The sequence below is a fragment of the Vibrio sp. 10N.286.49.E11 genome, assembly GCF_041469505.1.
Lineage (GTDB): Bacteria > Pseudomonadota > Gammaproteobacteria > Enterobacterales > Vibrionaceae > Vibrio > Vibrio crassostreae_C.
The window spans coordinates 15,556-37,590 of the sequence record NZ_JBFRKQ010000022.1 but is presented as its reverse complement, the minus strand read 5'-3'; the positions used below and the strand labels follow the sequence as shown (position 1 = coordinate 37,590).

The 22,035-nt window shown below is 45.3% G+C and carries 23 protein-coding genes; 7 read left to right on the top strand and 16 right to left on the bottom strand.

Going from position 1 to position 22,035, the window contains the following annotated elements; all coding sequences use genetic code 11:
• Positions 1-148 precede the first annotated feature (148 nt).
• From ftsX to ftsY, 3 genes are all read right to left on the bottom strand, one after another.
• The gene (ftsX, locus tag AB4167_RS03495) at positions 149-1,117 is read right to left on the bottom strand and encodes a permease-like cell division protein FtsX (protein ID WP_017061038.1); all 969 of its coding nucleotides are present in this window, start codon (positions 1,115-1,117) and stop codon (positions 149-151) included.
• Positions 1,104-1,781: a cell division ATP-binding protein FtsE gene (gene ftsE / locus AB4167_RS03490; protein ID WP_004736585.1), complete on the bottom strand. Its 678-nt coding sequence runs from the start codon at positions 1,779-1,781 to the stop codon at positions 1,104-1,106. Before ftsE ends, ftsX begins: the two co-directional genes overlap by 14 nt.
• A gap of 78 nt (positions 1,782-1,859) precedes the next feature.
• Positions 1,860-3,116, bottom strand: coding sequence for a signal recognition particle-docking protein FtsY (ftsY, locus tag AB4167_RS03485; RefSeq protein ID WP_136989532.1), 1,257 nt, complete (start codon positions 3,114-3,116; stop codon positions 1,860-1,862).
• A gap of 230 nt (positions 3,117-3,346) precedes the next feature.
• Here ftsY and rsmD point away from each other — a divergent pair, with 230 nt between their 5' ends.
• Together rsmD and AB4167_RS03475 are read left to right on the top strand one after the other, a co-directional pair.
• Positions 3,347-3,949: a 16S rRNA (guanine(966)-N(2))-methyltransferase RsmD gene (rsmD, locus tag AB4167_RS03480; RefSeq protein ID WP_017061036.1), complete on the top strand. Its 603-nt coding sequence runs from the start codon at positions 3,347-3,349 to the stop codon at positions 3,947-3,949.
• A 10-nt stretch (positions 3,950-3,959) separates the two neighbouring features.
• Positions 3,960-4,226, top strand: a complete 267-nt coding sequence (locus AB4167_RS03475) for a DUF1145 domain-containing protein (protein WP_016784000.1) — start codon at positions 3,960-3,962, stop codon at positions 4,224-4,226.
• A gap of 117 nt (positions 4,227-4,343) precedes the next feature.
• Here AB4167_RS03475 and AB4167_RS03470 read toward each other — a convergent pair whose 3' ends face one another.
• The 4 genes from AB4167_RS03470 to AB4167_RS03455 form a co-directional block, all read right to left on the bottom strand.
• Entirely contained in the window at positions 4,344-4,928 is a 585-nt protein-coding gene (locus AB4167_RS03470; protein WP_017063768.1) for a YhgN family NAAT transporter, read from the bottom strand.
• A 222-nt stretch (positions 4,929-5,150) separates the two neighbouring features.
• Positions 5,151-5,387 (bottom strand): YecH family metal-binding protein, encoded by a 237-nt coding sequence (locus tag AB4167_RS03465; protein WP_136981722.1) that lies wholly within the window; start codon positions 5,385-5,387, stop codon positions 5,151-5,153.
• Between the two features lie 90 nt (positions 5,388-5,477).
• Complete coding sequence (locus AB4167_RS03460) at positions 5,478-6,098, bottom strand: lysoplasmalogenase (RefSeq protein WP_017061033.1); 621 nt, start codon at positions 6,096-6,098, stop codon at positions 5,478-5,480.
• A gap of 927 nt (positions 6,099-7,025) precedes the next feature.
• Positions 7,026-7,400 (bottom strand): hypothetical protein, encoded by a 375-nt coding sequence (locus AB4167_RS03455; protein ID WP_004736595.1) that lies wholly within the window; start codon positions 7,398-7,400, stop codon positions 7,026-7,028.
• 244 nt (positions 7,401-7,644) lie between these two features.
• Between AB4167_RS03455 and AB4167_RS03450 the strand changes: the two genes are divergently transcribed.
• Positions 7,645-7,974 (top strand): DUF2500 domain-containing protein, encoded by a 330-nt coding sequence (locus AB4167_RS03450; RefSeq protein ID WP_017061032.1) that lies wholly within the window; start codon positions 7,645-7,647, stop codon positions 7,972-7,974.
• A 60-nt stretch (positions 7,975-8,034) separates the two neighbouring features.
• Here AB4167_RS03450 and AB4167_RS03445 read toward each other — a convergent pair whose 3' ends face one another.
• The 7 genes from AB4167_RS03445 to rhtB form a co-directional block, all read right to left on the bottom strand.
• Entirely contained in the window at positions 8,035-9,048 is a 1,014-nt protein-coding gene (locus tag AB4167_RS03445; RefSeq protein ID WP_102488288.1) for an acyltransferase, read from the bottom strand.
• Between the two features lie 139 nt (positions 9,049-9,187).
• Entirely contained in the window at positions 9,188-10,408 is a 1,221-nt protein-coding gene (gene arsJ, locus AB4167_RS03440; protein WP_029235159.1) for an organoarsenical effux MFS transporter ArsJ, read from the bottom strand.
• A 96-nt stretch (positions 10,409-10,504) separates the two neighbouring features.
• Positions 10,505-10,996 carry a cyclin-dependent kinase inhibitor 3 family protein gene (locus AB4167_RS03435; protein WP_017061028.1) on the bottom strand — a complete coding sequence of 164 codons (492 nt, stop codon included), beginning with the start codon at positions 10,994-10,996 and terminating at the stop codon, positions 10,505-10,507.
• A 21-nt stretch (positions 10,997-11,017) separates the two neighbouring features.
• Positions 11,018-12,019 carry an ArsJ-associated glyceraldehyde-3-phosphate dehydrogenase gene (locus AB4167_RS03430; protein WP_017061027.1) on the bottom strand — a complete coding sequence of 334 codons (1,002 nt, stop codon included), beginning with the start codon at positions 12,017-12,019 and terminating at the stop codon, positions 11,018-11,020.
• A 173-nt stretch (positions 12,020-12,192) separates the two neighbouring features.
• A complete protein-coding gene (locus AB4167_RS03425; RefSeq protein ID WP_017063763.1) occupies positions 12,193-12,534 on the bottom strand; it encodes a metalloregulator ArsR/SmtB family transcription factor in 342 nt (113 codons plus the stop codon).
• 99 nt (positions 12,535-12,633) lie between these two features.
• Positions 12,634-13,854, bottom strand: a complete 1,221-nt coding sequence (locus tag AB4167_RS03420; protein ID WP_372136135.1) for an EAL and HDOD domain-containing protein — start codon at positions 13,852-13,854, stop codon at positions 12,634-12,636.
• Between the two features lie 45 nt (positions 13,855-13,899).
• The gene (gene rhtB / locus AB4167_RS03415) at positions 13,900-14,517 is read right to left on the bottom strand and encodes a homoserine/homoserine lactone efflux protein (protein WP_372136134.1); all 618 of its coding nucleotides are present in this window, start codon (positions 14,515-14,517) and stop codon (positions 13,900-13,902) included.
• Positions 14,518-14,598: 81 nt separating this feature from the next.
• Here rhtB and AB4167_RS03410 point away from each other — a divergent pair, with 81 nt between their 5' ends.
• Complete coding sequence (locus AB4167_RS03410) at positions 14,599-15,579, top strand: alpha/beta fold hydrolase (protein ID WP_372136133.1); 981 nt, start codon at positions 14,599-14,601, stop codon at positions 15,577-15,579.
• 182 nt (positions 15,580-15,761) lie between these two features.
• Complete coding sequence (locus tag AB4167_RS03405) at positions 15,762-16,589, top strand: Cof-type HAD-IIB family hydrolase (protein ID WP_017061022.1); 828 nt, start codon at positions 15,762-15,764, stop codon at positions 16,587-16,589.
• An 87-nt stretch (positions 16,590-16,676) separates the two neighbouring features.
• Here AB4167_RS03405 and AB4167_RS03400 read toward each other — a convergent pair whose 3' ends face one another.
• Positions 16,677-17,144 (bottom strand): EVE domain-containing protein, encoded by a 468-nt coding sequence (locus tag AB4167_RS03400; protein WP_017061021.1) that lies wholly within the window; start codon positions 17,142-17,144, stop codon positions 16,677-16,679.
• 39 nt (positions 17,145-17,183) lie between these two features.
• Here AB4167_RS03400 and AB4167_RS03395 point away from each other — a divergent pair, with 39 nt between their 5' ends.
• Together AB4167_RS03395 and AB4167_RS03390 are read left to right on the top strand one after the other, a co-directional pair.
• Positions 17,184-18,728, top strand: coding sequence for a COG3650 family protein (locus AB4167_RS03395; RefSeq protein WP_372136132.1), 1,545 nt, complete (start codon positions 17,184-17,186; stop codon positions 18,726-18,728).
• Between the two features lie 2 nt (positions 18,729-18,730).
• Positions 18,731-19,327, top strand: a complete 597-nt coding sequence (locus AB4167_RS03390) for a tRNA-uridine aminocarboxypropyltransferase (protein ID WP_017061019.1) — start codon at positions 18,731-18,733, stop codon at positions 19,325-19,327.
• A gap of 145 nt (positions 19,328-19,472) precedes the next feature.
• On the opposite strand, the gene AB4167_RS03385 is transcribed toward AB4167_RS03390, so the two are convergent.
• Positions 19,473-21,953, bottom strand: coding sequence for an EAL domain-containing protein (locus AB4167_RS03385; protein WP_017063759.1), 2,481 nt, complete (start codon positions 21,951-21,953; stop codon positions 19,473-19,475).
• Positions 21,954-22,035 lie beyond the last annotated feature (82 nt).

The window sequence follows — 22,035 nt, the reverse complement described above, 5'->3', positions numbered from 1 at the left end:
TAATACATCTATTAAAACCCTACAATCTTGAACCTAAAATGAACAGGTTTCAAGGAGGGGGAAGTAATTATGCATAATCAATTCGTCTATACAAGGCAAAAACTGGTTAAGAAGTGCCTATTTTTCGTCTAAATATGACTCTATTCACCTAAACTGGTTCAATTTCTTTTAGGTGACGCTGTGCAGAAAGCTTTGCAGCCACACTACCAAGCAGAGTTCCGACGATCAAAAGCAGTAAAGATTCATCCCAACTCAGGCCAATTAAACGGAAGTGGCTGTCGTATAGCTGAGCCAAGTCATCCACCGCGCTGTTCAGCAATACGGTAATCAATGCCGTCATTACCCAAGCGCTAATCGAACCTAAAACGCCAAACCACATCCCAGCATAAAGGTATGGTCGAAGAATGTAGCTGTCGGTCGCACCAATCAGCTTCATGGTTTGAATCTCTTCTTTATGCGCCAACACATTAAATCGTAGTGTATTGCCGATAATCAGAAATACCGCGCCCAGCATCAATACCGTTAAGGTAATCACGATGACAGCCGCTAATGCTTTGATCGCATCTAATCGCGCTAACCAATCTTCGTCTAGGCGAACATCGGTCACTAATTCTTGTTGTTTAACTGTGCCTGCCAGCTCTTTAATTAAGGTATCGCTGTGCACGCTTGGCGTAATCACCAGCACACCTGGCAGTGAATAATCGTCGAGAATGGTTAGGGCGTCTTCAAAACCAGAATACTGGCTGAGGTCTGCAAGCCCTTGCTGCGGAGAAATGTACTCCACGAGCTCAACTTGATCCCAACTTTCGATTTCATCCTTAAGCACCATTACTCGTGGCTCAGGAATACCATCCTCTACATAAGCACTTATTTGTGACGGGCTAGTGACATCTTGCGCCACTTCCCCTACATTTTTACCTAATAGGTACAAACAAGCTGGCATAGCCAACGCCATAGAGATCACCGCAAGGGTCAGTAAGTTGCCTAACGGGCGCTGCCACATTTGCGAGAACGATGACTTGGCTTGTTTCCAGTGAACAACAAAGAAGCCGTCGCTTGAAGCGCGGTTTGCTGCTCGATTAGATTGAGGTTTTTTGATGCGCTTATTCGCGGCCATAGTCTTCAACCTCACTCAAAAATCCTTGGTTTAATTCAAGATGGCGGTACTGAGGGCGAGTGTTCACTAACCCGATATCATGCGTCGCTAGGATGATCGTCACACCTGCGCGGTTGAATTCTTCAAATAATCGCAACACACGGTTAGATAATTCAGGGTCTAGATTACCGGTAGGCTCATCGGCTAAAAGCAGAGTTGGACGGTTAACCACGGCGCGAGCAATACCCACGCGTTGTTGTTCACCACCAGAAAGTTGGCTTGGCAAACAACGGGCTTTATCTAATAAACCGGTTTTATCCAACGCAGCACTGACTCGGCGTTTTATTTCGTTTTCAGAAATAGATTCAATACGCATAGGCAGAGCGACGTTATCGAAAATCGAACGGTCCATCAGCAGGCGATGGTCTTGAAAAACAATCCCAATATTACGGCGTAAGAAAGGAATGTCTTTGGCTGGGATACGAGTGATATCGTGATCGTTGAACCAGACACGTCCATCAGTTGGACGCTCTATCGCGCAGATCAACTTCAGCAAGGTACTTTTACCAGCCCCAGAGTGCCCACCCAAAAAAGCCATCTCTCCACGTTTCAGGTGAAAGTCCACTTTTTGGAGCGCTTGTCTTCCACCTCGGTAGGCTTTACTCACTTGCTGAAATTTGATCACCGAAAATTCCTCTTACGATCACTAATATCAAATTTAAAAACGGTAGCAGATTAAGGATAAACCACTTTGCTACTCGCGTTACTCTTCGCGGCTAAATAGTGCTTCAATGAAGTCTTTAGATTCAAATGGACGCAGGTCATCAATACCTTCACCCACACCAATGTAGCGGATTGGAATCTGGAACTGGTCAGCAATTGAGAAAATTACACCACCTTTCGCCGTACCATCTAGCTTAGTCAGTGTAATACCCGTAACTGGAGCCACTTCACTGAACAACTTCGCTTGGCTGATAGCGTTCTGACCTGTACCTGCATCGAGCGTTAGCATGATTTCGTGTGGCGCAGAGTCATCAATCTTCTTCATTACACGAACGATCTTGCGTAGCTCTTCCATCAGGTTGCTCTTGTTCTGCAAACGACCGGCTGTATCAGCAATCACAACATCAACACCACGAGCCTTCGCTGCTTCAATCGCATCGTAGATAACAGACGCACTGTCCGCACCAGTGTGTTGAGCGATAACTGGCACATCGTTACGCTGACCCCAAACCTGAAGCTGTTCAACGGCTGCAGCACGGAAGGTATCACCCGCTGCTAGCATCACTTTCTTGCCTTCATTTTGGAATTGTTTCGCCAGCTTACCGATCGTAGTTGTCTTACCTACACCGTTCACACCCACCATTAAGATAACGTAAGGTGTTTTAGTGGTATCAACAACCAGTGGCTGTTCCACTTGGCTTAAGATGTCTGCCATCTCTTCTTTGAGCAGACCATAAAGCGCTTCACCGTCTTTTAGGTCATTGCGAGATGCTTTTTCTGTCAGGTTTTCAATGATCTTAACCGTGGTATTCATACCCACGTCAGCAATCAGAAGTTGCTCTTCTAGCTCTTCAAACAGGTCTTCATCGATTTGCTTGCCTTTGAACAGACCAAAGAAACCAGCACCGATGTTTGCTTTAGTGCGGCTTAGGCTGCGCTTAAGACGAGCAAAGAAGCTTTCTGTCGGCTTCTCTTGTACTTCTTCAACCTTAGCTTGAGGAACTGCCACTTCTTCCTGTTCTGCTTCTGCTTCTGCTTCTGCTTCTGCTTCTGCTTCTGCTTCTGCTTCTGCTGCGACAGGTTGCTGCTCTTGTTGAGCTTCTTCAAGCGCTTGCTCAGATTCAGTTGGCTTAACTTGTTCAGCTTCAGGCGCGACCTGTTCAGCCTCAACTTGTGATTCAACTTCAGTTTGATCTTCAACGCTTTCTACGTTCGCTTCATTCTGAGTTTTTGGGCTTTGTTCTTCTTCACCAAAACCAAGCCACGATAATAATCCGCGCTTCTTTTTTTCCGTCATCAGAGGAGTTTCCTAGATCTACTAATTAGCTGTATTGACTTAATACACGTCGACTCTTTGCTATTGTTATACAATACAAGCTTGTACAAACGAATAGTAAAGAAAAATGACAAAGCAGTGATAAGTTTGCTTTTAGCTTGATACACTTTGTCATTGCAAATTTATTTAATACACGAACCCACTTAAATTGGGCTCGGTATAGTATCACTTTATTAGCGGTCAAAAAATCTATGGTAAGACGTCGCCAGCAAAACACATCACAAAAAAAGCCATCCGGAGGCTTTGTTCGAATTATTAGTGGCTCATGGAGAGGTAGAAAGCTGCCTGTTCATGATTTAGAAGGATTACGCCCAACCATTGACCGAGTAAAAGAAACACTCTTTAACTGGGTGGCTCAAGATATCCCACATTCAACTTGCTTGGATGTATTTGCCGGTTCTGGCGGTCTAGGTTTTGAAGCAGCTTCTCGCCAAGCCAAAATGGTGACACTGCTCGAAATGAATCAAAAGGCGGCTAAACAGCTTTCTGATAACGCGAAAGAGCTCAAGGCAGACAACATTAATGTCGTGAATACTGATGCTATCTCTTTCCTTAAGAAACCAGGCACTCCTTACGATATGGTTTTCCTTGATCCACCATTTCGCAAAGGCTTACTGGCAGAAACAGTACAACTGCTTGAGAGTAACGGTTGGCTTGCAGACAATGCCATCATTTACGTCGAGACAGAGAAAGAACTGAAACTCGAAGCTATGCCAGAGAACTGGGAATTGCATCGCGATAAGACCACCGGACAGTCAAGCTACCGACTGTTCAATCGAATTACTGAAGAATAGGAGTTATTGAATGAAGTTCTTGCTTCCACTAGCAAAAGCAGCCATCGCCTTTGTTTGGTTTATCTTGATCGTAAATATTTTCTACCCGTTCCCGGGTAATGCTGCGATTGCGCTTTATATCATGACAGCATTCTTGTTCTTCATGCACGGCCTGCAGATGCTGATTTTCATCGGTGCTTTCGGCGACAAGATCGAGATGTCACGTTGGGAGAAGTGGTCAATATTGATTTTCGGTGTCTTCGCCTTACTCGATATCCGACGCAAACACATGATGTAATCGAGCTTAAGCCCAGATATAAAACGCTTAGCTACAGAAAACATCATGACAGAAACAGTAGAGACAAAAACGCCGCTCATTTGAGCGGCGTTTTTTTATTCAGCAATGATATTGATGTTAGCCCATGTAGCCTTTCACACCATCGAGGAACATTTGCGTCGACAGCATAACCAACAACAAGCCCATCAAGCGTTCGATGGCTTTAAGACCTCTCTCTCCCAGCACTCGCAGGAAGAAGCCATTAAACATCAGAATAAAGAAGGTAGCACCCCAAGCCAGCATCACTGCGCCTGAAAGCTCTAACATATTGTCAGGGTGCTGTGTCGACAACAGAATCAATGCCGCAATCACTGAAGGGCCAGCAATCATTGGGATCGCCATCGGCACAATAAACGGTTCTTCACCCGCCGCGAGGCCAGTAATACTACCCGCACTTGGGAAAATCATCTTAATCGCGATGATGAATAGAATAATACCGCCAGAGATACTCAAGGTTTCAGGCTGCACGTGCAGGAAGTTCATGATGCTTTGACCAGCAAACAAGAACAACAGCAGGATAACCAGCGCAAACATCAGTTCACGAACAAGAACAATACGGCGACGCTTCGGATCAATATGCTTAAGGATAGAGAGCACGATTGGTAGATTGCCAAGCGGGTCCATAATAAGAAACAGCATGGTTGCTGCAGATAAAATTTCCATAAGTTTGTCTCGAAAAGCGTAAGTGCGCGGAGTATAGCAGCCTCAACATTGATTTTCGAACGCAGTAATAAAAGGATTAACTTATGTAATTAGAAGGGAATTTTGCGAGAGCAAATAGAAAGGAAAAAGGAAAAAGAGAATTTAAAGAGTGAAGCCGAAACGTCGCATCCACTCTTCTTATCGATAAAAGCCAAAAGGCTCTAAAAACCAAATCTCTGGGAATTAGTGGTTACACACACGTTCGCGGTTAGTGCAAAGCTTATCATCGACAACGACAACCTTGTCCATCTTCAAGAAAAACTTCAACAGGCTATCTAAATCCAGACCATTGAGCTTACAAGTATGGAAGCGAGCTTCTTCGCCATAGGTTTGAGCAAGCGCTAATGTTAGCTCTTCGCGAGTCAGTGGCTTTTCACTAAGCAGGTTTAAAACGTTGTGTGCGTGAATTTCAGTCGTCATAACTCAATCTCATGTTTAATGAATTACACGTAGAGTACCGAGTTTTAGCAACGCCGTTTTGATGTAGCTCAGGCTTGAGAGAGCTCTACCCTAAATAGTAATCGATGCGACGATGAATGCGTGTGCGAGAAAGTAACTGCCCGTTACCCAAAAGTAAGCGCCCTTGATTGGGCTGCGGTAACTGTTTAGCGCATAAGCTAAGGCCGAAAGGAGCAGCACGCTACAGCCAGCAAAACCGACCGCGTGTGATAACTGAGGATCCAGCAGCCAAACCTCACCAGAAGCCCATGCTAACTGAATAAGCACAATACCCATGATGACCACGGGAAAAACGAGTTTGTCTAAGCGTGGCAGCAGTAAAAAGAAAGCAACAACGCAAGCTGCCAATAACAGCGCGAACAACCACCAAACCATTTCACCTGATAGCTGTAACCAAAAAGCTTTGCTGTAACAGAGTTGAGCCAATAAGAAGCAGACAAAATGCAGAGGGCGTTTTTGAGTGAGAGTATGAAGCACATCTGCGATCGCAGAGATAGCCAACCCCGCAACTATCCAATAGGTAAAGTCAGCCACAACCGACTGAGTTAAAGCAATTGTCGCTAATAATACAAAGGTAAATACCTTATACGATAAGGCCTGACCGATATGTCCATGTTTCGTTCCTGCTATTGCTCCGATACCAGATAAGGAAACCGCTAACCAACTCCACATACCACTTGCCCTATTGCTTTAAATCGTCGCCAGTCTAGGCACACGAGTGTTGATGTAAAGCCTCAGCCCCTCAAAATTGGATCTTGATTACGCTTCCACTAAAAAGAGTCTCTTTAGATTGAAGTCGTAACAATTACCACCATGACAATGGCCATTCGTTTAAAACTAGAACGAATCATCATAAAACCCATTCAAACTGGCATTAGAGTCGCCATACTTGAATTTTGGCCAATTCTAACCTATCGACCCCACCAAAACCGGCCTAATTCCGTAAAATACCACACTTAAAAAATTAAAATAACCACATTTAAAGTAAATAATAACAATAACTTAAGTAAACAAACTCAAGATTAATAGGAAAATAAAAACGCCAACCAAGCCTAAACTTGTAAAGTAGCCAGTTTTCTTTTTTAACGCCCAGTTTTGTCAGGTTATTTCAAGCCTCCGGTAAAAATCGCCACAAAAACCAAGCCGAAAACTTAAAAAACCAACCAAAACCAACCTAGCCACCACCAACCTCTATTAATACAGTTTAACAACCTTTAACAATATAAATTACACAAAACAACCATTACAAAACAACAAGTTAAATCAAATTAGAACAAACATAAATCACAACGAACAAATTAAGAACACACCATAAAACACAGTTAAACACTGCCAAACAAGCCAAAAACTCATAGTTTTCTACTACTTTTAAAGCTTTCGAAAGTAATTCTTGATCTAAGGCCATAAGTAGTGCTATTCTTTAAAACATAGCGAGAGACAACCAAATTTAGGAGTAGTGTTATGATTTCATCTTCGCAAAGACAAGGACTTGTAATGATCGCGGTAGTTGTAGGTCTAATGACACTACCGATGATGTACTAAGCAAGTTACAGATAAAAAAAGGGACGCCATGAGCGTCCCTTTTTTTGTTCAATTTTTTCACTTCGAAAACAGATGCAGTGTTAGCACATCCCAGTTCGCATAATAGAAACCTGCGGCAGCTAAAGTCATTGCCATCATCAGTAAGATCGCAACTCGCCAGATAAAACGACCACTACGTGGAGTCAGCTCCTTCTCACAGTCGTTACACATCATGATGAACTTATGTTGGTCTTCCAACTTAGCCTCATGTTCATTGACTACCTTATTACGACACGTTGCGATATAGCGCAGCTTGCTCACCATATCGTGCGGTAGCCTTTCTTCACAGCTTGTTACAAGCTCATGCAATCCTTCGCCTTCGGCATGATATTGAAGCCTCAATAATTTCTCTATATTGCGAGTTCTTGTCACCACTTTTTCAATATCGGTCATCTTAGCCCTCCCACTCCACACTATAATTCTAGTCGAGCATTTCCCTATTCTTATACAAAATCACTGTTATTTACGAGAGAAAGAGACAATAAATAACAATGCTTTATCCCAAACTGACCATTAAATGTGATGTCTGCCGAAAAATAATCAGTTTGGCTTACAACAGTTCACGAATAACGGCTTTAAACACATATCCCTATTGCCTGAAAGACTAGAATAACCATCACGACTACATGGAGGTTATATGCCTAATTCACTCTTTTTTGCCATCTTTGCTCTCGCTGCTCTAGCGGCTTGGGTATTTATTGGTTTCTATCGAAAACACTCGCAAGGTGAAAATGCGCCAGAGAAGAAAGTGAATGTCACGGTGTTAGACAAACAATCGATCGACCTTCCTGACGCAGAACCGGGCCAAGAAGATCAAGAGTACTGGATTTACGTTCAACGTGGTGTGGTTGGTCCGAAGCGAGAATTCCAAGTCGGCATCCACTATTTCCACGCCCTTAACCCTGGCGACAAAGGAACCTTAACCTACCAAGGCGATAAGTTCTTACACTTTGCGTTGAAGCGCTAAACGTCAGCCGCTTCAACTGTCGTCCCTAAGCAATCCATCAGAAAGCCTTAGCAATCACCGCTAAGGCAATAACCAACGCGTTTTCTCTGACTTAGACACCAACCAGCTCATCCATAATGCGCCAGCTCCGCTGATCACAATCCATAATGGAATAACCCATGCCGGATGTCCTTGGTACCAACCAAACTCTTTCATCGGCCACAAGAAAATCGGGTGCAGCAGGTAAATACCTAAGCTGTGCTTACTGATAAAGCCAACCACTTGGTTACTCTTCTCAGACAGGCCTTCACCATAGTAACGGCATACCATGAACACCATGCTCGCGGCTAATACGGTATTCAACGTTTTGTAAGATAGCCAGCGCCCTACCGTGTACTCTTCTGCTACCAAGCTTGCATCAACCACCATGTAAACCGTGGTTAGTAACGCTAGCCCACCCAGTAACACACTCACGCCAACGGTCATCTTGTTAAGTGGCACAATCTTATACAGCAAGTAACCCAATGGTAAGTAACCGGTGTACAACCACAATTCGTGACTCCAAGGGCCATCGATTTTCAGTAAGAACAGCAATGTTGTGAACAACCATACCGCCGTAAAGGCATAGACCGATCTATCACCGTACTTTCTAACCATGATCTGCAAGAACGGAATCACAAAATAGAGTGGGATGAAGTAATAGAAGAAACCAAGGTGGTAATAGGTGTAATGATGGTAGCTATTAAGCAACACGTCCCAACTGACGTCGGCATCAAAGCCCATTGCCGACCAGCCCGACAGATAGGTATAGAAAAGCGACCAGACAATGAAAGGTATCAGTACCTTGCCCAAACGACGCTTGAGGTAGTATTTGGCGTCAAACGGGCGCTGATCACTGAGCATCAGTGCACCAGTAATCAAGATGAACACCGGCACCGCCCAACGACTGAAACCGTTCACCGTAATGGCGGTCAGCCACTCACCGAAAGGAATAGTGCCTAATTCATTCCGATAAGGCGCCAAAACATGAATCGCGATAACTGCTATGGCCGCAACACATCGTGCTAAATCAAAAAAGAGAATTCGCTGCTTCATGTAAATGCCTGATTAATATTCAATCATTCTACTATAGCAATAAAAAAGCTGACTGGAATAAATACCAAGTCAGCTTAGTGTTAAAGGAGAGGCTTATCGCGAATTTAGCTCATACGAATTTAGCTCGTGCGGCTGAAGCTTATGCTGCTGAGATTTGCGGCACTTTAGGTAAACGGAGAGAGATCACCGTCGTTATCGCTAAGAACGCAAAAGATACCCACAGACACGCAGACAAACCGGCCATTTGGAATACCAAGCCCGACAATATCGTGCCAATCAAACGGCCCATCGCGTTTGCCATGTAGTAGAAACCGACATCAAGAGAAACGCCATCACCTTTCGCATAACTCACAATAAGGTATGAGTGCAGCGATGAATTCACCGCAAAGATGGCACCAAACACCATCAAGCCACCGATAATAACGAACTCGGGTTGCCAGCCAATTTGCACCGCATAGGCAATACCTGCAGTCACGATAGCCAACGCCCCCGCCCATAATAGCGCTGCATGTCCATCAGGCACCTTGCCTTGTGCTTTACCAGTAATCTTGGGTGCAATGCCCTGCACAAAGCCGTATGCGATGGTCCAAGCCGCTAAAAAGCCACCCACCCATGAGTGATCCCACCCAAACACGCTGCCTAGGTAAATCGGCAAAGCAATCACAAACCACACATCACGAGCGCCAAACAGGAACATACGTGCTGCGGATAGGATGTTGATGGATTCAGACTTAGAGAAGATCTGTTTAAACTTAGGTTTAGTTTTCGCTTTACCCATGTCCGCTTCTAAGCTCAACACACTGCCAACGAAGACCAATGCCAACACGGCTGCCATCGCAAGCACAGCGTATTGGAAGCCAATCGTTGAAAGCAGCAAACCACCAATAAAGAAGCCTGCCCCTTTAAGCGCATTCTTAGATCCGGTCAGAATCGCAATCCACTTATAAAGCGCGCCTTGTTGTTCATCAGGAACCAGAGTCTTAATCGAACTCTTGGCACTCATCTTATTGAGGTCTTTAGCGATACCAGACAAGGCTTGCGCCGCCATGACCCAAGGAATGGTCAGCATTGCCGTTGGCACCGCGAGCATACCCAAGGCGACGACTTGCATCCCTAACCCGATGTTCATGGTCTTGTTGAGGCCAAGACGCGCCCCTAACCAGCCACCGATTAGGTTGGTCACCACACCAAAGAATTCATAGAAAAGGAACAGTGAGGCGATTTCTAGTGAACTGTAGCCAAGGTCGTAAAAATACAGAACCACCAGCATGCGAAGTGCACCATCAGTAATGGTGAAGTTCCAGTAGTTGAAAGTCACCAACATATATTGGCGAACGCTCTTACTTAGATTTGAAAACATAACGCTATCTCTGCAATCTAAACAAAAAGAGCTTTTGGATCATGATAAGTTCAACACTCCAGAGACCAAAAGCTCCCTGTCTAACACTGATGACTATTAGCTATTCGCTACGCCATTAATGTATTCAACCTGGATAGGTTTAGTGAAGGCACCTGGACGCAGTGCCTGCACCTCTTGAACTACCTTGCTCAAATCCCAGCCTTTTTCTAACAGTAGGTGAGCTGCGAACAAACCAGTGCGACCAGAGCCGCCCATACAATGCATTGCAACCTTGCCGCCGTTATCGACGATGTTATGTAGCTCAGGGCTAGCTGCTTGCCACTTCGCAGCAAAACCAGCACCCGGTGCACAGTCGTCTTCAATTTCGATCTGGAACCATTGCATACCTAACGCACGTGTTTTTTCACCAAGTGCCGCCACGTCTTTGCTTGCAAGCTCATGGTCATCAAGTGCTGTCACGATAGCTTCAACGCCTTGCTCTTTTAGCTGAGCCAGTGATGCATCAAGCGTTGCTTCTTTTGTGCCTGGGCACGGAGTAAGCACTAGCGCACCTTGCTCTAGGTCTAGTTGCCATGTTGGATGTATCATTATATCTTCTCCAGATTCTTATTAAGCAAGGCCAACGGTACGAACAAGCTCAGCGGTACGTGTTGCGTAACCCATCTCATTGTCGTACCAAGCGTAGATCTTAACCATGCGCTTACCGACCAACATCGTTGATAGTGCATCCACGATTGTTGAGCGTTGGTCGCCTTTGTAATCGATAGAAACCAGTGGACGCTCTTCAAAGCCAAGAATACCTTTTAGTTCATTCTGAGACGCTTCTTTCAGCATCGCGTTAACTTCTTCTGCCGTGGTGTCTTGCTTCACTTCGAAGATGATGTCTGTCAGAGAAGCGTTCGCTAGCGGTACACGAACTGCGTGGCCGTTGATGCGGTTTTCTAGCTCAGGGAAGATCTCAACAATCGCTTTGGCGCTGCCCGTCGTTGTTGGGATAAGACTCATGCCACATGCACGTGCGCGGCGTAAGTCTTTGTGCGGCGCATCAAGAATAGTTTGCGTGTTAGTTAAATCGTGAATAGTGGTGAAGGCTGCGTTCTCGATACCAAGCTTCTCGTTGATCACCTTAACCACTGGCGCGATACAGTTCGTTGTACAAGACGCTGCCGTTACGATTTTGTGTACCGCAGGGTCGAAGATATTGTCATTCACACCAACAACGATGTTTGCGATGCCTTCTTCTTTCACTGGCGCCGATACCACAACACGTTTCACGCCCTGCTCTAGGTATTTGTTTAGGAAAGAGGTCTTACGGTGAACACCTGTCGCTTCGATAACCACATCACAACCAGACCAGTCGATCGCATCGATGTCGCGCTCTTGTGTGGTCTTGATGCGCTGGCCATTAATGATCATCTCATCGCCTTCTGCAGTTACTTCGTGGTGAAAGCGACCTTGAACTGAATCAAATTCTAGAAGGTGGGCCAGTGTTGTTGTGTCGCCAGCAACATCGTTAATTTGAACAAATTCTAGCTCATCCCAATCGAATGCTGCGCGAAGTGCTAGACGGCCGATACGACCAAAACCATTAATACCTACTTTGACTGTCATTTTCTGTTCTCTCAGTTAATTGCCTTCATATTTGAAGCAGCAGCGTTGTTGACTACGTTCACTTACCGGAGCGCCGGCCGCCCTAATTACATAGAGCCACTATGCTCATAGGGATAAGTTCACTTGTCGCCTAGCTGCAACTACAACTATTTCGGCATTAAGTTTTAATGTATTTAAACGCAACATACTGGGCGTGAGTTCATCGACTCTAAGCGCTCAATATCTTGCTGGTATTCAGTTTTCAAACAGTTCGATGCAATAAGGTCGTCAATTAACTTTAGCATCCAACCTGGTAAATCTTGTGACAGGCGGTAAAACACCCACTGCCCCTGGCGAACATCAATCAAAACACCGTTTGAACGCAGCTGCGCAAGATGGCGTGAAACCTTTGGCTGACTTTCTTGCAATGCCTGAGTCAACTCACCAACCGATAAGCACTCATTGCGAACTATCAACATTAAGCAACGCACTCGCGTTTCATCGGACAGTAATTTAAAAAATTGGTGAGGAAGCATAAAAACATACTCATATATGGATATGCACATATCTTAGATATAAAAAAACGCACGTCAAGGCGTGCGTTTCAATTGTCATAAAAGTTTAACGAAGAAATATCAGAGCTTGTTGGTCACGGTATGGCTCCAACGGCGCGCTTCAGTAAGCTCCGTTTTAACCTGATCCACGCTTAATCCTAAATCGGCGCAGTGCTCATCAATCTGTTGCCAATCGGCATGCTCAAAGCTCTCTTCAAGTGCGAGCAAGGTACCATATGGCCCTTCTCTACGTAATAGAGCAACCTTGATACTTTTACACAGCGGCAACTGCTCGACTAAGTTATCTAACGACAAGTCCAACAGAGCACCCAACAAGGAGAATAAGCCAATCATAAAGGCCTGTTCTCTATACCCTTCAAATGCCTGATAGCGAGACATACGCTGACAAAACTGAGCACGCTGTAGGGACAATCCATACAGCTCTTTCGGCTTTTTATCAGAGACATAAGAGGCGACGGCTAACGACACAAACATTTTCAGTTTCTCTTGACCTAGATACACCAAAGCCTGACGAAAAGAAGAGATGGTCACTTCAAGGCGCGGCGACATAGTATTCACAAAACGCAGCAGCTTATATGAGAGCGCCACATCTTTCGCGACAATGCTCTCCACCCGTTGAAAGTCCACATCGGGCTTACACACTTCTTGAAACAGCTCCATAGCAATCACTTGCTCAGGGCTAATGTATTTACTCTTGATGATTTCCGGTTTATTGAAAAAGTAACCTTGGAAAAACTTAAAGCCAGCCTCTTTGGCTTGCTGGAATTCTTGTTCGGTCTCAACGCGCTCCGCCAAAAAGCTAAACTTTTTCCCTTGATGCGCCCTAACCAAATCACACGCTTCATCCAAACCCATCTGCATAATATCGAGCTTTACGATATGCGTGTATTTAAGGAAACGTTCCCATTCTGGGGTCGAAGTAAAATCATCTAGGGCAATCATGTAACCCGCTTGGTAAAGGTCTTTAACCGCTTCCAACAATTCATCTGTTGGTTTACAGGTTTCCAGAATCTCTACCACCACCTTATCTTTCGGCAAACTTAAGGGCAGTCGACGAATCAAACTTTGATAAGGGAAGTTGATAAAGCAGCGTGAAGATGGAATAGAAGGGTTAAGACCAACAGACAAGAAGTTCTCAACAATCAGACGATACGTTGCTCGATTAGACTCAATATGCGCTGGGTACGCATTCTTTTCTCCATCGCGAAATAACAACTCATAGCCGAGTGTATTCCTCTTGCGATTTAAGATAGGTTGTCGAGCAACGTATGTAGCGGTCATTTCTTGATAACTCTGATTGGTTTAACTATAACTCAGTCGCTTAATCTAAGCTTTCGCGGCAGCTAGCAAAGCACCGCAGCCCATGAACATACCACCAAATATTTTATTTATCTTACCCATTATGCGATCAGAGCGAATAAAACGTCCCATTTGTGACGCTAATGAGGTGTAACCCAACATAACAACGCTATCAATGAATACTGTCGTCACACCTAGCACTAATAACTGAGGTGCTTGAGGTTGTGTAGGGTCAATAAACTGAGGAAACAAAGCCACCAAAAACACGATTGATTTCGGGTTAGTTAGGTTGATAAGCACAGCGTTTCTCAGCAGTTTGCCACTCGACAGAGTAGAGCTTTCTTCAGATGCTACTAGGCTCGAGCTATCACGCCACTTTTGAATACCTAACCAAAGTAAGTACACCACGCCGACCCACTTAATGATGGTGAACGCCAACGCAGGCTTAGCAACGAGTGCACCGATACCCGCGCCCACCAGCATAATGTGAAACGCAAGACCAAGCTGTAAGCCAACAATTGATGCGAGTGACTTTTTAGTGCCATAGCTAAGCCCATTACTGATTGAGTTAACGGTACCCGAGCCCGGAGCCAAGCTAAACAAAATCGCTGTGACAACATAAGCAAGCCAGACATGAGTATCCATTTGCATTTCCTTACTAGTTCTTTAATCTAACAACATTAGTAGCAATAAAGCTCTCACACGCATCAGTTCAGGTAATTTCCCATGGAAAACCACAGCGAAGCCACCTTCCCTTACACTCAAGAACCTCAGTTCGATCATGCGATTAAACACCCGATCAACGCTCTTTGGCAACAAAGAAAAGAGGGGTATTTAACATCGTCTGGTAAAAAGAAACTGTACTGGTGCAGCCTCACCTCAGAAAAGCACAGCAAAGCTATTGTGATTTCAAATGGCCGTATCGAATGCTGCCAAAAATACCAAGAAATCTTTTATGATTTTTATCAACAAGGCTATGACGTTTATTCATTTGACCACCGAGGTCAAGGCCAGTCTGAACGTATGGTAACAGACTCTGACATTGGTCACATTCATGAGTTTGATGATTATGCATCTGACATGTCTGACGTCATTGCCAGTTTTGACCTAAGCCGATACTCCAATCGCTACCTACTGGCACACTCAATGGGCAGCACCATAGCCACTCGCTATCTACAAACTCATCCCGATCACCCGTTTGACAAAGTTACTCTGTGCGCTCCGATGTTTGGTATCAATACCGAGTGGTACCTGAAACCTATCGCGATGATCGTTGGACAAGTGCTTACCGCTTTTTATGCCAAGCCAACTTACGCGCCGGGCCAGCAAGCATATTATTCGAAGCCTTTTGAAAACAACTTACTGAGCCACAGTAAGGTTCGCTATCAGTGGTTCCGCCGCTTATATGACGAGTCTCCATCTTTGCAGGTGGGTGGACCAAGCACGCGTTGGGTGTGGCAAGGGTTAATGGCCGCCAAGCAAGCAATTCAACAAACTCGTCAAATCAAGATCCCTCTGCTATTGATTCAAGCTGGGGATGAAAAGATTGTCAGTAACAGTGCTCAAGTAAAGTTCATCTCTAAGCTGAAGAAAACCAACTCTGATTGTCAGTTTAAGTTGATTGAGGGTTCTAGGCATGAGGTGTTGTTTGAGCAGGATGAATATCGCAATCAAACACTGGATGCGATCAATCAGTTTTTCGCCTAGAGCTAATAGGCTAAGCAACCTACCAAGAAAATAAGCGCTAAAGAGGAAGAGAAGTAAGTGAGCTTTGCCCTCTTTTCTTGCATGAATTTGGCATACAATTTCTACCTAGAGATATTGTAGTTAAAACGATTCTAGCGCTGGCTAGCGTCAATATTGGTTAAGCATTTTGCAATGAGGGTTAAATGAGTATTCCTGCACTAAAAGATTCCGTGAAAATTGTTGCTTCTGATTTAGATGGTACGCTTTTGGCTCCCAACCATCAGCTAAGCGACTTTACCAAGCTAACGCTTAAGAAATTACACGACCAAGGTTATACCTTCATCTTCGCTACGGGTCGTCACCACGTCGATGTGGCGGGTATTCGTCAGATAGCAGGTATTCCGGCGTACATGATCACTTCAAACGGTGCACGCGTGCATGACCAAAACGATCAACTGATGTATAGCCAGAACGTACCTCAGGAACTCGTTCAGCCAGTTATTGATATTGTGCGCCAAGATCCAAACCTCTTTATTCACATGTACCAGAATGAAGATTGGTTACTAGACCGTGAAGATGAAATGTTGGCTAAATTCCACAGTGAGTCTGGCTTTAGCTACAAGCGCTTTGAAGCTGAAAACGCACCAAGCGAAGGCATCGCGAAAGTCTTCTTCACACATCCAGAACAAGACCACGAATATCTCGTCACGTTTGAACAAAAGCTAAGAGATGCTTTTGGCGACAAACTGAACATCGCCTTCTCTACACCTTGGTGTCTGGAAGTGATGGCAGCTGAAGTCTCTAAAGGCCACGCTCTAGACGCTGTTGCAAAATCACTAAACCTGACTCTGGATAACTGTGTTGCCTTTGGTGATGGCATGAACGACGCTGAAATGCTGGCTATGGCGGGTAAAGGTCTAATCATGGGTACATCACATGAGAAAGTGATGAAAGCACTACCTGACAATGAAGTGATTGGCAGTAACGCAGACGATGCCGTTGCTCACTACCTAGAAAAGCATCTGCTCTAATCTCGCTCGTTGAACAGATCTGAATAAATAAAAAGGCAGCCAACTGGCTGCCTTTTTTGAACCTTACGTAAAAAGCTCTCTCTAACGCTATCGAGAACCTAACACTTCTTTGCTTAAGATTGCCTGCCACTCTTGTTCGGTAACCGGCATGATCGATAAGCGATTACCGCGTTTCACCAAGGGCATTTCGGAGAGTTCAGGCATGGCTTTAAGCGTAACCAAAGGAATCAAGCGTTCAGTCACTCGCACAAACTCGACATCCACCATGATCCAGCGTGGGTTATCGGGTGAAGACTTAGGATCGTAGTAATCACTCTCAGGGTCGAACTGAAAGTGGTCTGGGTAGGCTTCTCTGGTTACTTTAGCGATCCCCGCTACGCCAACTTTTTTACATGATGAGTGGTATATCATCACCAGATCGCCAAGCTTGACGTCATCACGCATCATGTTTCGAGCCTGATAGTTGCGTACACCCTCCCAACAAGAGGTTTTTTGTACTCTAAGAGTCTGAATAGAGAAGGTGTCGGGTTCTGTTTTAAATAACCAATATGCCATAATAAATCCAATTAACGGTTGCTCCGAGGAAGATATAACATGAAGGTAATGAAAAACCCAGTGACATGGCTAGTCGCGTTCGCTCTACAAGGCTGTGTTACGGCACCTGATACGCCGCAACAACCTGAACAGCCCCCAGCAAACTTGGATGAGCCACTGAGCATTCAACCGCAAACCTTCATCATGCGTGGTCAGGTGGTGGTTGGCCATGAAAGCCGAACCTTCACTCCTTGCGGTAGCCAACAACAATACTGGTTAGACTTATCTCCAGAGTTAGCGTTAGAAGCACAAGGGCTCTCAACGAGACCTTACCAAGCCTTATATGGCGAGCTGATTGGTCACCTAACCGTGCCGAGCCAAACGGGTTATAACGCAGATTTCACAGCGCGTTTCGTGGTTGACCAAGTGAACATCCTAACCGCAGAGAACCCAGATCGCTGCGTCCAACCGCTGCGCTCAACACGAGTATTTGGTAATGAACCCTTCTGGTCAGCAACCTTCGATAAAGACCAGCTGAAATACACCAAGATGGGCGAACAGCCACAGACCCTCGATATTGAATCAAGCCGCACCACATCGAGCAGCCGTGACTACCAATTAGAAGGTAAAGCTGCACAAGGCAAACTCAACCTTACAAAAGAGAGCTGTAGCGACGGCATGAGCGATTCTATCTATGGATGGCATGCCAATCTTAACCTCAATGACAGTAACTACAATGGCTGTGCGACGGTCTCTAACCAAGATCCAACGCTGGACTGGAGCGGACTCTACTTCGCTAGCTCAACGCAAAACTCAGGGTTCTCTATCAACCTTGAACTCAACAATGACCACAGTGCTATCACGACTTATTCATACAGCAATGGAGACCCTTCTATTGTTGAACAAGGCTTCTGGCAGCAACTGAACCAAAATCAGGTACAAGTGGTTATGACTCGCCACCAGCAACAATATTTGATCTCCGAGCGCATCTTCACACTCGATAATGGCAAGCTAATCGCTGAAAAAGAGAAAGTGGGCAACGTGGTGTATCCGATTGCCAATGGCGGTCTGGTGCTATTCGAAGCTAAGAGTGCGCAAGCACAAGTAAACACCACCACTAACGTTGATCTAACCGCAAAGCAGGTGAACTCCAGCGATCAACTTGATCCAAAAGTCGACCAAGCGATCCGCGAATACTTTAAGATCAACAACAGCTCACCTGACGACACTAAATACCGCTGGTTAACCTACGACCTCAACGGCGACGGTAAAGAAGAGCTGTTCGCCCAACTCGATTGGTGTGGTTCTGGTGGCTGTACACTGCTAATTTTCGAAAACCATCAAGATAACTGGCGCTTCAATAGCCGAGTGACACTGGTTAAGGGCGACATACGCTTAGGTAAATCGCAAAACCACGGCTGGCAGGATCTGATCTTCAATGTCAGTGGCGGCGGTGCAACACCGGCGAAACACACACTTTCATACTCTGGTGTCAGCTACCCGCTAAACCCAAGTGTCGCTCCAGTTGCAGATGATGCTGATATCAGCGACGTGGTTTTGTTTGCTGATGGTATCTCACCCGCACAAAGTGGAGTGAAGTTGTAAACATGAGTAACCAACAAGCTTGCCATGGTTGTAGCTTCACTCACCAATGTATTTGTCACCTGATACCTAGTGTCGCAAGCCAAATCGATCTTGTACTGCTCACTCATGAGAATGAACTGTCACGCGATACCAATACAGGGAAGCTGCTTCAGCAATCCCTTGATCAGTGTCAGTCCATTGTATGGCAAAGGAAAACACCACCAGCGGAGCTCATCGCACTGCTTGACGATGAAACACGACAACCGTTTCTTTTATTCCCAAGTGATCAAAGTGTCGAGTGCCAGCAAGCTGTAATGACCCAAGCCCAGAGCCGTAAGCCGCTATTCATCATCTTGGATGGCACATGGCAAGAAGCGAAGAAGATGCTTAACAAGAGCTCGTGGTTACAAGCCGTTCCGCAAGTTCACCTCGATATTACCAGCGAATCTTCATACACCTTGCGCCGCAACCAAGACAGTGGCCACTTGTGTACTTGTGAAGTGGGTATTGAGTTACTCAAATCTTTAGGTGAAAGTGAATCTGCCAAGCTCATTGATGACTACTACCAGCATTATCTAAAAGTGTTCCACGCCGACAAGTGTGGCCACGCCCTCAAATAGACCAAGCAGGCGCGCGGGAAGGTAAAAACACATTTCGGGACGAGACAGACACTAAAAACAAAAAGGGTGAGCCATAAGCTCACCCTTTTTACATCGTATTTTCGTTATTGAGCCAACCAGTGTTTCACGTGAAACGCTCGCTCCATCAAAACAAACGCTGAGGTTGACCAAAGTAATACCCTTGCAAGTAATCGACCCCCATGTCTTCAGCAATACGGCACACCTGCTCATTATGAACGAACTCCGCCACCGTCTTAGCATTCAGAATCTGGCATAAGCTCACCAACTGCTGAGCGATCTTGCGCTGCTTTTTATCTTTATCAATATTGCGAATCAAACTGCCATCAAGCTTGATCACCTGTGGTTCTAGCTTCAATATCTCATCAATGTTCGAATAGCCCGAACCAAAGTCATCAACAATAATATTCACACCAAGATCGCGGAAGTGATTACACACCTCAATCAAGCGACCGTAATCCTGAATTTGTTCCGTTTCTAACACCTCCAAGCCAATACGCTGTGGGTGACTGATTTTCTTGATCGCTTGTTCAAGGTGAAGAATGGTTTTCTCATTGCTGAAATCTTGTGGCGCTAAATTAATTGAGAACGAATCGGTTCGCTGACTCATAAAATCGAAGGTGCGCGTTATCATCTGACGACTGAGGCGTGTATAGAGATGGGTTCCTTCAATGATTGGCAAGAACTTACCCGGTGCAATTAACTGACCGTCCTCTTCAATTCGAACCAAACACTCGTAGCTCTCTACCTGATGACTGTGTGCTGAGACAATCGGTTGAGAACACGCCACAATATTCTGATTAAGCACCGCGCGACTCACGCACGACAGCCAACCAAGTTGCTCTTGGCGATGCTTCTCCAATTGAATGAGTGCCTTGGCGCTCACTAGGTGTTTGTTTTGGCTGACGGCGCTGCGCCGCGCATCAATCGCCTTCAACAATAAGTCATCAATAGAGGTAGTAGGAAAATCTCGACGGCTGGCAATACCCGCACAAATAGACACCGACAAGTAATCAATATCAGGTAAACCGGTAGGCTCAAAATTCACATGCTCGGTTTGATCGGCAAATTCAGAAAATCGCTGATGAATATGTTCTTGGCTCGCCCAGCTATCAAACACCACCGCCCACTCACCAATACCGATACTGTAGAGCTGACAGCCCTCATCAAAGAACTGCCACAGCGCCTTTTGAAAGTACTCACTCAAATCATGCAGAAGCTTGTCACCTACTCGATAACCATACTTCTCATTGATCTGACCAAAGGTCGTGACCTTCAAAGCTAGTAAGTGGCTATCACTGCTCATCTTCGACAGTTTCTCACGCAGCACACTTCGATTGGGTAAACCTGTACGGTGATCAATTCGATAGCTTGCCGTCAATGCAGTGGCTTGCTGCTGAATCTTACTCGCCATGCTGTTGTTCATGTCATCGACATCAAGCAGTGCATTTCGGATCAATGAAAACAGAGGGGATATGTTGGTCGCGGGTTGCGTCTCTAATGGCAATACCGCCTTACCCTCGCCTTCTCTAAGCGCAAGATAAGTGAGGCTATGGTGCAAGATTCGCTGTTGGCCATTCTCTTGATAAAGTTCTCCCATGCAGTAAACGCCATAGCTGTCGGCCAATTTTTGGAAAACCTCAACCTCTTGGTTGCCATCAATAAAGTCGATACGAGATGTACAGTTATAAATGAAGAACTGTTCTGGCCTATGAGAGGCGATCTGCTGCACGCCCAGTCGTATCTGCTCTAAGGTCAGTGATGGATGGTCATAACAAAACCGGACCTCATCGCCCACTTGGAACAGGCCGCTGAATTCTATCTCTCCACTTTCCGTTACCTTGAGCGGTAAGTGAATGTTTTGCTCTTTCGGGTCACCGACCATCAAGGGAAAGTTATGCAGTTGCTCAAAAGGCACTTCGAGGCCATCAGCGAGGTAACGATTGTAGAGTTCGCGAACAGGCATCCCATCCAGTTCCAACAACCGGTTCTCTTGAGCACCTGTCACTCGAAAAGTTCGACCAATCGGATTCCATTCAGTGTAGTAACCCTTAGCGATGGAGAGCTCAACACTGTGCAGCGCCAACATCACATAGGCATTTTCATAGCAAATGCCGTCTAACATCACCCATCGCCCATTATCTGTGATGGTCGATGCACCGCCACAGATCGGTAATGAATACATCGACTGCTCAAACGCTGAAAATAGATCTCGGTTATTTATCTGCAAGCGGTCTGCGAAACAGATGATGCTTTGAGTATTATCATTGCACTCAAGCTGTTGCCACATAGCGTGGCTATCGAGCAATGGTTGTTCGCTATATTCGACAACACCACAAGAGTAAGACGTCGCGTCAAAGCGGGTAACAATCAGATAAAGACCTTGGTGCAGGATGACACCTTGACTAATGTAGTGGTTAGCACTGCAACCAATCAATTTGGCATTGGGAAAAGTCGATTGAATCACTTGGCAGGCAGCCAAAACAGAACCTTTCTCGAAAGACGAAAACACCTGAATCAGTAGGCTTTCATGTTGATGAAAATCTATCTTTTCCAATTCACGTTGGGTTTGCTCAATGTCTTGTATCAGGAGAGAAGTCGACTGCATATTCACATTAATCGTTACGTTAATGATTTATTATTGTGCTTATTATAGATAAGGCTTGCACGGAATACTTGCGATCGCGTTA